This is a genomic window from Nostoc sp. ChiVER01, assembly GCF_034531155.1.
In the GTDB taxonomy this organism is placed as follows: domain Bacteria; phylum Cyanobacteriota; class Cyanobacteriia; order Cyanobacteriales; family Nostocaceae; genus Nostoc.
In genome coordinates this window covers 299,721-311,489 of the sequence record NZ_JAVRBS010000004.1, presented here as the reverse complement: position 1 = coordinate 311,489, position 11,769 = coordinate 299,721, and the positions used below count along the sequence as shown (strand labels likewise).

The following is an 11,769-nucleotide window of genomic DNA, read 5'->3' as shown; positions in this document are numbered from 1 at the left end:
AATAAAAATTTATAAATGATCTGCAACTCAGAAATAGCAGAAGGTTGGCATGGCAAACTTAATTTAGTTTATGCCGATCGCCAGGGTAAAACCCAATTAATTTACAATCACCAACAAGCGCCCCTGAAGGTACAACGCCCATTTTATCCAGAAGGGGAAATTTGTCATAGCGTCATTTTACACACGGCTGGGGGAATGGTGGGAGGCGATCGCTTATCCTCTAATATCCACCTCCAACCCCAAACCCAAGCCTTAATTACTACAGCTGCTGCAAGTAAGATATATCGCAGTAATGGCTTGCAAGCTAGACAAACCATCCAAATGCAAGTTGACGCTGGCGCTTGTTTAGAGTGGTTGCCGCAAGAGACAATTTTATTTAACGGTGCGATTTATCGGCAAGATTTGCGGGTAGAATTAGCAACCGGGGGCAGTTGGTTAGGTTGGGAAATTACCCGATTTGGTCGCAGTGCTAGAGGAGAAAAATTCTTGCAAGGAGAATGGCGATCGCACACGGAAATTTGGCAAGAAGGTATTCCTTTATGGATTGATCGGCAATGGTTAGGGGGTAGCGAAGAAACTTTTCATAGTCCCCACGGTTTGGCTGGAAAACCAATTGTAGGTAGTCTAGTTTGGGTTGGTGGTGCAGTTTCATCAGAAATTGTCGAAAAAACGCGAAATTTATGGGATGGGGAAGGAGAAGCGGGTGTTAGTCGGTTACAACATGGATTATTGTGTCGATATCGCGGTGCTTCTACATCTGAGGTGAGAAACTGGTTTATTAATGTTTGGCAATTGCTACGAGTTTCTTTTTTGAATCGTGGTAATTGTATACCAAGAGTGTGGCAGCTTTAAACGAACCACGAAGGCGCGAAGGACGCGAAGGAAAAGGCAAGAATGCAACTTACGCCGCAGGAAAAAGATAAGCTATTAATTTTTACTGCTGCTTTATTAGCAGAAAGACGTAAAGCAAGGGGTTTAAAACTGAATTATCCCGAAGCGATCGCTTATATTTCTGCTGCTATTTTAGAAGGTGCAAGGGATGGGCAAACTGTGGCTGAATTAATGAGTTATGGTACAACTCTATTGACGCGAAATGATGTCATGGAAGGGATACCTGAAATGGTGCATGACGTACAGGTAGAAGCAACTTTTCCTGATGGCACAAAGTTAGTTACAGTACATAATCCAATTCGTTAATTTTTGAATTTATTATGATTCCTGGGGAAATTATCACACCAGCAGGTGAAATAGAACTAAATGTTGGTCGTCCTACTATAAAATTGCAAGTTTCAAATACAGGCGATCGCCCCATACAAGTCGGTTCCCATTATCACTTTTATGAAGTCAACACCGCCTTAAACTTTGACAGAGAACAAGCGCGAGGAATGCGCCTCGATATCCCCGCCGGAACAGCAGTCCGCTTTGAACCAGGCGACAAAAAAGAAATAACTCTAATCCCCCTCGTTGGTACTCGCCAAGTCTACGGCTTCAACGCCAAAATTAACGGAAACCTCTAAAAACCCTCTGCGTACCTCTGCGCTTCCCTCCGCGTACCTTTGCGTTAAAAAAAAGGATTTTATATGCCTTACAGAATGGATCGCCGCGCCTACGCCGAAACCTACGGCCCAACAGTAGGCGATCGCATCCGACTTGCAGACACAGAATTATTTATTGAAGTTGAACAAGATTTCACCACCTACGGCGATGAAGTGAAATTTGGCGGCGGAAAAGTTATCAGAGACGGAATGGGACAATCCCCAATTTCTAACGCCGATGGTGCTGTAGATTTAGTAATTACTAATGCCTTAATTCTCGATTGGTGGGGTATTGTCAAAGCAGATATCGGCATTAAAGATGGCAAGATTTTCAAAATTGGTAAAGCCGGAAATCCTTATATTCAAGATAATGTAGATATTATTATCGGCCCTGGAACCGAAGCCTTAGCTGGTGAAGGAATGATTCTCACTGCTGGCGGTATTGATGCCCATATTCATTTTATTTGTCCCCAACAAATTGAAGTAGCGATCGCTTCCGGTATTACCACCATGATCGGCGGTGGTACTGGCCCAGCTACGGGTACAAATGCCACTACCTGCACCCCCGGCCCTTGGAATATTTACCGAATGCTGCAAGCTGCTGATGCTTTTCCCGTCAACTTAGGATTTTTGGGCAAAGGTAACGCCAGTCAACCCCAAGGACTTGTAGAACAAGTAGCCGCCGGTGTAATGGGGTTAAAACTTCATGAAGACTGGGGAACCACACCCGCAGCAATTGATACTTGTCTCAGCGTTGCTGATGCTTATGATGTGCAAGTAGCGATTCATACTGATACTCTGAACGAAGCCGGATTTGTCGAAGATACGATCGCCGCTTTCAAGAATCGTGTCATCCACACGTACCATACCGAAGGCGCAGGCGGCGGACACGCACCAGATATCATCAAAGTTTGTAGCCAAGCCAATGTCCTGCCATCTTCCACTAATCCCACACGTCCTTATACTATAAACACCTTAGACGAACACCTGGATATGTTGATGGTATGCCATCACCTTGACCCAGCGATCGCTGAAGATGTCGCTTTTGCCGAATCTCGCATCCGTCGGGAAACCATTGCTGCTGAAGATATTTTGCACGACTTAGGCGCATTTAGCATGATTTCTTCCGACTCCCAGGCGATGGGAAGAGTGGGCGAGGTGATAATTCGCACCTGGCAGACATCTCACAAAATGAAGGTACAACGGGGAACTCTTAACCTACAAGGAACTGAGCAAAAAGCAGACAACTTTAGAGCAAGAAGGTATGTTGCTAAGTATACAATTAACCCTGCGATCGCTCACGGAATTGCTGAATATGTGGGTTCAGTAGAAGAGGGAAAATTAGCAGATTTGTGTTTGTGGCGTCCGGCATTTTTTGGCGTGAAACCAGAGATAGTGATTAAAGGCGGAATGATTGCATGGGCGCAAATGGGCGATGCTAACGCCAGTATTCCCACACCGCAACCAGTGTATATGCGACCGATGTTTGGTAGTTTTGCAAGGGCGCGTCATGCCACATCATTAACTTTTGTTTCCCAAGCAGCTTTAGAGAAAGAAATTCCCAGCCAGCTAGGTTTACAAAAGTCAGCAGTTGCAGTTTCTGGGACACGCCAATTAAGCAAGCGGGATATGAAGCTGAATGATGCATTACCTCACATTGAAGTTGATCCAGAAACATACCAAGTTAGGGCAGATGGTGAGTTGCTGATTTGCGAACCGGCGACAGTTTTACCAATGGCACAGAGATACTTTTTGTTTTAATTCATGACCGAGCAACTTACTGATTACGATAGCCCTTGGAAGGAAGTCATTGAGCTATATTTTCCCCGCTTTCTGGAATTTTTTTTCACCCAAGCTCATACCGAAATCGACTGGACGCGACCTTATGAATTTCTGGACACAGAACTGCAACAGCTAGAACCGGATGCAGAAATTGGGCGGCGTTTGGTCGATAAAGTCGCAAAAGTTTGGCTACTAGATGGAGAAGAAGCTTGGGTATTAGTTCATGTGGAAGTCCAAGGGCAATATGACAGCCAATTTGCCGAACGGATGTACACATATAATTACCGTTTATTTGACCGCCATAAAAAGCGAGTCATTAGTCTAGCAGTTTTAGCAGATGAACAAGCGAATTGGCGACCTTCCAGCTACAGCTATCAACTGGGCGGATGTCGCGTCAGTTTAGAGTTTCCTGTGGCGAAATTATTGGACTATGAGCAAGGGTGGGAAACCCTAGAGCAAACAACCAACCCCTTTGGTTTAATTGTGATGGCGCATCTCAAGACCAAGGCAACGCAACGAAACCCAGAAAATCGGCTACAGTGGAAACTAAGCTTAGTCAGACGGCTGTATGAACGGGGATATAGCCGGGAAGATATTCGGGAACTATTTCGGTTTATCGACTGGATAATGGTTTTGCCAAAACAGTTGGCACTTAGTTTTAAAACAGAAGTGAGAAGTTACGAGGAGGCAGAAAGAATGCGGTACGTAACTAGTATTGAAAGGCTAGCAAAAGAAGAAGGAATTGTCGAAAATGCTAGAGAAAGCATAATTACAGTTCTAGAAATAAGGTTTGGAGAAGTGCCAAGCTCTATTGTCGAAGTTATCAATAAGATAGAAGAACCATCTGTGCTAAAAATGCTTCATAAAAGTGCGATCGCAATTCCTTCTACAGCAGAATTCCAGCAAGTTTTAGATAATCTCGCTTCTAAAGAATGAGCGAATCACCTACTTTCTGGTGAAAGTGCGATCGCTATTTATTACACAGCAGAATTTCAGCAAGTGTTGGATAATGTTGTCTATGAAGAATGAGCATAGATGCATAGTGGCTTATTCCCAAACCTCTGTTATTTTATGATAAGAAATGATTGATTTTTTACTTATTGCATATTTCCTTTCATTAACAAAATATGCATAAAGGTTTAAAATGCAAAATTAGGAAATCTCTGTGTTATTTTCCGTTGATATTTTACTTATTGCTAATAGCAAATTATACTCAATTTCTTGTCTAATTTTCTTAGTAAAAAATACTTCTTAGGTAGGGAGGTTTACAAAAAACTTGGCAGACAAATTGTTACAAATACAGCTAGTCTTACAAAAATTTACTTTTACCTCATACCTTGCATCTATATGACTTCACAATCTTCTCGCTCTGACAAAATTCTAGTTGTTGATGACTCTCCTGATAACGTATTTTTGATCAAAACTATTTTGGAGGAAGAAGGTTACACCATTAGCACCGCAGAAAATGGTATTTCAGCCTTAGCAGAATTGAAAGCTTCTCCTTGTGACTTGGTTCTGCTGGATCTGATGATGCCAGATATGGATGGGTACGAAGTCACCAAGCACATTCGTGGAGAGATGAAATTGCCGCAATATATCCCCATACTGCTAATTACTGCCCACGATGCGCCCAACGTCGCCCACGGATTAGACTTGGGTGCTGATGATTTTATCCGCAAACCTGTAACAGTAGATGAATTGCTGGCACGAGTGCGATCGCTCCTGCGTTTGAAGCATAGTATGGATGAACGTGATGAAATTGCCCGCCAGCGAGAAGATTTTGTCTCCCGCCTCACCCACGATTTACGCACTCCCTTGGTAGCCGCCGATCGCATGTTAATGCTATTTCAACAAGGTGCATTAGGAACATTATCACCGCAAATGCAGGAAGTAATCGCTATCATGGCCCGTAGCAATGTAAACCTGCTTTCTATGGTTAATACCTTATTAGAAGTTTATCGCTTTGAAGCAGGTCGCAAAACTTTGGCGTTTCAACCAGTTAATCTGGCCCAATTGTTAGAGGAGGTGATTGGAGAATTAGCACCTTTAGCTCAAGAAAAAACACTGTCTCTAAATTTAGACCTTACTGAGGAATTAAGCACAAAAACAGTAATGAGCGATCGCTTAGAACTGCATCGTCTATTCACCAATCTTATAGGGAATGCGATCAAATTTACCGACTCTGGGTCTGTGACTATTCGTTTAACTTATCAACGCCAATTTGATAAAAATAGTCAATCTCAGTTCTCTGAGATATCCAATTCTGTTGACTACATTAGAATTGAAATAGCGGATACCGGTCCAGGTATTCCTGCTGAAGAACAAGCCACCATATTTGAACGATTTCGTCAAGGTAGCCACAAGAGTTCTGGTAGTGGCTTAGGACTCTACCTTGCTCGCCGAATTGTCGAGGCACACCAAGGCGTAATTTTGCTAAATTCTGAGTTGGGCAAAGGTAGTGTATTTATTGTGCTTCTACCTAGCAAAGCATGAACAAATTAGTAATTATAAATTATGAATTGTAGAGCTTTAATCCCGGTAATTCATGATTTATAAGCTTACTACCATCTACCGAAAATTTAAAGTAAAAAAATTACTTAGAAAATCAAACGCTAAAAATTGATGAATGAAATATGCTGAAATAATAGCATTAGCATTAAATAGTTTTTGATAGGGTAAAACAATGATTACCACTGAATTATCTAACATTGGCAATATTATCCAGACTCAGCGAGATTTTTTTCAAACGGGCAAAACTAAAGATGTAAATTTCCGCATTGAACAACTTAAAAATCTCAAGCAAGCAATTATCGAGCATGAAAAGTCAATAGTCGAGGCATTACAAGCGGATTTACATAAACCAGAAGTAGAAACTTACCTTACAGAAATTAGCGTAATTAAGGATATTGATTACGCCATCAAACATCTTCAAAAGTGGAGTAAGCCCAAAAAAGCATCCGTTTCTTTTGATTTTTTTTCTTACTCGGCGAAAATTTATCCAGAACCGTTAGGGGTTGTCTTAATTATTGGCCCTTGGAACTATCCATTTCAGTTAATTATCTCACCGTTAATAGGTGCGATCGCAGCCGGAAATTGTACAATTATCAAACCTTCAGAAATTGCTTCTCATACGTCTGATGTCATTGCTAAGATTATTGCTAAACATTTCGATCCTGCTTATATTGCAGTAGTTGAAGGAGACGTGGAAGTAAGTCAAAAACTACTGGCAGAAAAGTTTGACCATATCTTTTTTACTGGTGGTACAGCCATCGGCAAAATCGTTATGGCAGCAGCAGCAAAACATCTCACACCAGTTACTTTAGAATTGGGTGGTAAAAGCCCTTGTATAGTAGATACTGATATTAATCTTGAACACACTGTTAGACGAATTACTTGGGGCAAATTTATGAATGCTGGACAAACTTGTGTCGCCCCTGACTATCTTTTAATTAATAAAAAAATCAAAAAAGATTTAATAGATGGGCTGGAAAAATGTGTAAGGGAATTTTATGGTGATAATCCTGTAAACAGTCCTGATTATGCCAGGATTATTAGTCAAAAACACTTTGATAGATTGGTTAACTTTCTCAAAGATGGTGAAATTATCGTTGGTGGAGAAACTCAACCTTCAGAGTGTTATATAGCCCCCACAGTAATTGATAATGTCTCGTTAGAAGATTCTATAATGCAGGAAGAAATTTTTGGCCCCATTCTACCCATTATTGAATATACCGACATTGCAGAAGCGATCGCCTTGATTAACTCTAAATCTAAACCCTTGGCGTTATACTTATTTTCTCAAAACAAAAATCTACAAAATCGAGTTTTGCAGGAAACTTCCTCTGGTGGAGTTTGTATTAATGACACAGTGATGCAGGTTGGTGTCTCGTCTTTACCATTTGGTGGGGTGGGAGATAGCGGTATTGGCAATTATCACGGCAAAGCAAGTTTTGACACCTTTTCCCATAACAAAAGTGTATTGCAAAACTCTTTCTGGCTTGATTTAAAATGGCGATACGCGCCATATCAGGGCAAATTGCCTTTAATCAAAAAACTTCTGGGTTAAAAGTTATGACTTGTACAGACGCGATTAATCGCGTCTCTCCTAACTATTAAAACCCAAAAGCGTTGCTGTAACGCTCCTCAGCCCAGGGTTCACCACGGCGATGGTAGCCATTGCGCTCCCAAAAACCAAGTTCTTCAGCAGCTAAAAATTCCAAACCATTAATCCACTTAGCACTTTTCCAAGCATAGAGGTGGGGAACAACTAGCCGCATCGGCCCACCGTGTTCAGATGGAAGGGGTTCACCAAAGACTTTAAAAGCAAAGAAGTTTTCTTCGCGCATAAAATCTTCTATAGAAATATTGGTAGTGTAGCCGCCGTAACAGTGTTCCATAATATGGGCTACTTTAGGGTCTAGTTCAATCAGACCCATGAAATCTGTTACTTTTATGCCAGTCCATTTGACATCCAGTTTAGACCAACGCGTTACACAGTGAAAGTCTGCCGTAAATTCCTGTTGAGGTAGCGCCATAAAGTCTGACCACTTAAAAGTAGCAGGTTTTGCCAAACCCCAAACTCGAAATTCCCATTCCTCAATGGTGACTTGGGGAGTTGCACCGTAAGTTAATACGGGGAAACCTTTAGCTAAGTGTTGACCAGGAGGGACGCGTTCACCCTCTTCCTTCCCTGGTTTCTGAAAAAATTTTCCTAGCATAGTTAGAGAAAAATAAGTTTTCTCAAAATGTGTACAAGCTTTTTTGCTTAGTTGCCAACGGCACTAAATGTTTGATTCTTTATATGATTACTTGATCGTTACTCGTAAATGATAGGTAATGGGTAATGGATATTCCCAATTACTCACTACCAATTTTTTCGATCTAATGAGCTTGTGTAGAGTACCTAAGATTCATAATGCAATCAGGAAAGCTAAAAAAAGCATTGATCCAGTATTAAAAAGTTTGATTGGTGACTTTGGTAATCAAATCTATCGGTGCTGTTCACGCTTTTCCTGACTGGGAAATTATGACTCTTCTTCCTCTTCTTCAGCAGCTGGATATACAAATGTAGAACGTCCAGTCAAAATTGATTTGCCCAAAGACAGGGCTTTCTGAGCTTCGACGACGGCTTTATGCCTCCAGGTAGCTCGACGTTTATCTCGTTTTGATTTTGAAGTTTTCTTCTTAGGAACAGCCATGTCAGCAGATATTGCGATTCTTGACAACCTTACTATTCTAGGCCATCCACTGACGCGAAGGACAACAGTAAAGGCAATTAATGAATTGCCTCTACTAAAAATTAGGGTTTCGGCTATTTTTTGGGTAAGTCCTGGCTATTTTCCAAGTAAAGTAGCGATCGCGCAGTTTTGAAGTAAGTTGCCCAATTTTGAGCATCGGGACGCGATCGCCATTCGGGACGACTGACATCTAATGCCAGAACTGGTGCGATCGATCCATTATTTTGTACGGACACAATGATTGAAACATCTGTCACCAAGATATCTTGGTCGAAACTCCGTTGAGCAGCTGCTCTAGCGGCTGCTTCTGCCCTTCTGAGAATGGTTTCATAGTTTTCATCTGGCAGGCGGTCAATAGCTAGATCAACTCTAGCGGTGTAAGCTCGCACAACCTGAGGTGCGATCGCTTCCATCAAAAACCACGCAGGAACAGTAGATATAAGCAAAACTACTAAAGGAATTATCCGGATTCTTCTGGCAATTTGGCTAATAACTGAAAAGGGAGTGATCGATGATGGTAGGTGAGCAGGAATTTTGCTCATAACCTTCTATCTCCTTAGTAATGATCTTTTATGGAATTTAGGTAAAAGGTATTTTCCGGTCTATTCAAGTAATAAAAATTACATTTTAACTTAAGATTCAATCAGAATCACCTAGATTATAAAACATAGGTTAGCTTTGTTTTTTGGGCAAAGCCAACCGCAATTTTAAGACCAGCAAACAATAACTGACAAATAGCGGGATGGCAAATTACTGGGCGATCGCAATTGGCATCAATCAATATCAGTTATTTCAACCTTTAAGTTGTGCCCAAGCAGATGCTGAGGCATTAGAGGATTTTTTGGTGACAGAGGCAGGTTTTCTCCCCAAACACTGCTTGCTAATGACGGATACCTCGCCGCCGATTGGGGATAGATCAACTTATCCGACTAAAGAGAATATTTTGCTGCTGCTTGAGGATTTGGCAGCGACAAGTTGGCAACCAGAAGATTATTTGTGGTTATTTTTTAGCGGTTATGGGGTCAACTACAAAGGCAAAGATTACTTAATGCCAGCAGAGGGCAATCCCGAACTAGTGCAAGAGACTGGTATAGAATTGCGATCGCTAATGCAAAGTCTGCAACTTGCTGATCTAAATGTATTGCTACTACTCGATATCAACCGCGCTTTTGGCACTCAAGCGGATGCTCCCGTTGGTGAAGAAACAATAGAATTAGCCCAAGAACTACAATTCGCGACCATTCTTTCTTGTCAACCTGAGCAATTTTCCCATGAAAGTAGCGAATTAGGTCACGGATTCTTTACAGCAGTTTTGTTAGAAGCTTTACGTTCTGGTAATGGCAACAACTTGGCAGATTTAGAAAGCTACCTAAGCCTGATTGTGCCAAAAGTATGTCACCACCACTGGCGTCCTGTCCAAAACCCTGCCACTATTATCCCATCAAGGCAGCAGGTAATCTTGCCAAAATTGGCAATGGAAAGCGACTTGCAATCAGAACCGGTGATTTATCCTGAAGAATCCTTTGCTATTGCCCGTGCGGCTCCTCCTCTCGACGATTACCCTAAAACTTCAGCAGAACGGGGCAGATGGGGAGAAGCTACTGTGAACTCTTCCCAACAGCTGAAGGCTCTCAAGGTCGAAAAATCTAAAGGTAAACAAGGAAAGGAAAAGGAGTCAGCTACTGGCTTAGTTTCCCAGCCAATGGCAGAAACTTCTTTAGGAGTGCCGAGCGGAAGATTTATTCCCAATTCCTCTAAAGGTTACGTCTCTCGATTGCCATCGAATCAGCCAAACATTCCTTTTTGGAAACAGTTTATTTTATGGGGTGGAGGCAGCCTGCTAGTAGCAGGTTTAATCGCCGTAGTTTTTCTCCGTAATCAAGAAACTTTTAAAATTAAGCAAATATCAAGCACATCACCTAATGCTGCTACAAGCGATCGCCAGGTTATCGAGAATTTACCAAGCCGCACTCCACCAATTAGACTTAAAAATCAATCTAGCGCCCAAATAACTACTAGTTCCGAGCCAGAAAAGCGGAATCAAGCAGTATTAGATTTGGCCAAGATGTCGCTCAGACAAACTCAGGCTAGTGATTTGAGCATGGCGATCGCTACAGCCCGGAAAATTCGACCTGGTGAACCACTCTACGATCAAGCTCAGGAGAATATTAAGATTTGGAGCCAAATGATTTTAGATTTAGCAGAGGGACGTGCTAAACAAAGACAGTATGCTAGCGCGATTGCTGCTGCTCGATTAATCACCAAAGATGAAGCCCCCTATGCCAAAGCACAAGCAGCAATTAACCTGTGGCGCTTAGAGGGCAAGCAGTATGTAAGTAACAAAACTCTTTTAGATGCAGCTAATGCCTTAATTAAGTCTGGACAGGCATCCACCTACAATCGTGCGATCGAAGTTGCGAAGAAAGTACCATCGGGTCAACCAGGCTTCGATACTGCCCAAAAATCGATCAATAGCTGGAGTGAGAAAATTTTAGACTTGGCCAAGCGTCGCGCCACAGAAGGAGAACTTAATGCCGCAATTGCGACTGCTGCTTTAGTGCCAGAGGAAACAGGCGCTTACGAAGATGCTCAGGATGCTATTCAAAAATGGCAAAAAAAATAGTTTGGAGTGGGGAGTTTGGAGTTTGGAGTTTTAATTCCTCACTCTTTACTCATAATTTTTCCCTCACGACTTAGCAGTACTGTGATACATCTTCGCCGCATTCATCGGCTAGATAGCACAGCGCTCGGAAACGTAAACCAACCACTTCTTCATATAAGGGGTTAAGCTTGCACATGGGCGGTATGTGAAACAAGGTTTTCCCAAATAATTTGACATCTCGCTCAAAGGGACACTGAGATGGAATCAGTTTGCACAAACGGTGAGCTAGTTGGCGATCGCGGATTTGAATGTTTTCTACACGCTGCCGTAGAGGGTGGAGAATATCTCGGTAAGGCTTAGAAACAGAACGGTTTAGCTGGGTTAATTTATGGTCACTAGTTTCTGCTTGATTGATTGATACCCAGCTTGCCAGAAAAATCTTTTTAGTGGTATTGTCGAATACCTTCATGGTTAATCCTCTGTGTTATTGAGGCTATTCATCTTTTTGATGAATATATACAACGTGGCAACGAAATTTCCCGGAAAAATCGCGTTCTGACTGCGATATAATGTAATACCTGATTAGCCACTTAAGTCAGAACCTACTTGATTA

General features: G+C 41.9%; 12 protein-coding genes. 8 read left to right on the top strand and 4 right to left on the bottom strand.

Going from position 1 to position 11,769, the window contains the following annotated elements:
- Window positions 1-15 precede the first annotated feature (15 nt).
- The 7 genes from RMY00_RS08155 (at window position 16) to RMY00_RS08125 (ending at window position 7,383) form a co-directional block, all read left to right on the top strand.
- On the top strand, window positions 16-852 hold the full coding sequence (locus RMY00_RS08155) for an urease accessory protein UreD (RefSeq protein ID WP_322647054.1): 837 nt from the start codon (window positions 16-18) through the stop codon (window positions 850-852).
- Between the two features lie 42 nt (window positions 853-894).
- On the top strand, window positions 895-1,197 hold the full coding sequence (ureA, locus tag RMY00_RS08150) for an urease subunit gamma (RefSeq protein WP_322647053.1): 303 nt from the start codon (window positions 895-897) through the stop codon (window positions 1,195-1,197).
- A 14-nt stretch (window positions 1,198-1,211) separates the two neighbouring features.
- Complete coding sequence (locus RMY00_RS08145; RefSeq protein WP_322647052.1) at window positions 1,212-1,517, top strand: urease subunit beta; 306 nt, start codon at window positions 1,212-1,214, stop codon at window positions 1,515-1,517.
- A gap of 63 nt (window positions 1,518-1,580) precedes the next feature.
- Window positions 1,581-3,296, top strand: a complete 1,716-nt coding sequence (ureC, locus tag RMY00_RS08140) for an urease subunit alpha (protein WP_322647051.1) — start codon at window positions 1,581-1,583, stop codon at window positions 3,294-3,296.
- A 3-nt stretch (window positions 3,297-3,299) separates the two neighbouring features.
- Window positions 3,300-4,253 (top strand): transposase, encoded by a 954-nt coding sequence (locus RMY00_RS08135; RefSeq protein ID WP_322647050.1) that lies wholly within the window; start codon window positions 3,300-3,302, stop codon window positions 4,251-4,253.
- A 411-nt stretch (window positions 4,254-4,664) separates the two neighbouring features.
- Window positions 4,665-5,810 carry a hybrid sensor histidine kinase/response regulator gene (locus tag RMY00_RS08130; protein ID WP_322647049.1) on the top strand — a complete coding sequence of 382 codons (1,146 nt, stop codon included), beginning with the start codon at window positions 4,665-4,667 and terminating at the stop codon, window positions 5,808-5,810.
- A gap of 190 nt (window positions 5,811-6,000) precedes the next feature.
- Window positions 6,001-7,383 (top strand): aldehyde dehydrogenase, encoded by a 1,383-nt coding sequence (locus RMY00_RS08125; RefSeq protein ID WP_322647048.1) that lies wholly within the window; start codon window positions 6,001-6,003, stop codon window positions 7,381-7,383.
- Window positions 7,384-7,429: 46 nt separating this feature from the next.
- Here the strand turns inward: RMY00_RS08125 and RMY00_RS08120 are convergent, their stop codons facing one another.
- The 3 genes from RMY00_RS08120 to RMY00_RS08110 form a co-directional block, all read right to left on the bottom strand.
- The gene (locus tag RMY00_RS08120) at window positions 7,430-8,035 is read right to left on the bottom strand and encodes a sulfite oxidase-like oxidoreductase (protein WP_322647047.1); all 606 of its coding nucleotides are present in this window, start codon (window positions 8,033-8,035) and stop codon (window positions 7,430-7,432) included.
- Between the two features lie 306 nt (window positions 8,036-8,341).
- Complete coding sequence (gene rpmF, locus RMY00_RS08115) at window positions 8,342-8,515, bottom strand: 50S ribosomal protein L32 (RefSeq protein ID WP_094328804.1); 174 nt, start codon at window positions 8,513-8,515, stop codon at window positions 8,342-8,344.
- A gap of 113 nt (window positions 8,516-8,628) precedes the next feature.
- Window positions 8,629-9,096 (bottom strand): hypothetical protein, encoded by a 468-nt coding sequence (locus RMY00_RS08110; protein WP_322647046.1) that lies wholly within the window; start codon window positions 9,094-9,096, stop codon window positions 8,629-8,631.
- A gap of 200 nt (window positions 9,097-9,296) precedes the next feature.
- On the opposite strand from RMY00_RS08110, the gene RMY00_RS08105 reads away from it, so the two are divergent.
- On the top strand, window positions 9,297-11,177 hold the full coding sequence (locus tag RMY00_RS08105; protein ID WP_322647045.1) for a caspase family protein: 1,881 nt from the start codon (window positions 9,297-9,299) through the stop codon (window positions 11,175-11,177).
- Between the two features lie 70 nt (window positions 11,178-11,247).
- Here RMY00_RS08105 and RMY00_RS08100 read toward each other — a convergent pair whose 3' ends face one another.
- Complete coding sequence (locus RMY00_RS08100; protein ID WP_322647044.1) at window positions 11,248-11,625, bottom strand: Mo-dependent nitrogenase C-terminal domain-containing protein; 378 nt, start codon at window positions 11,623-11,625, stop codon at window positions 11,248-11,250.
- Window positions 11,626-11,769 lie beyond the last annotated feature (144 nt).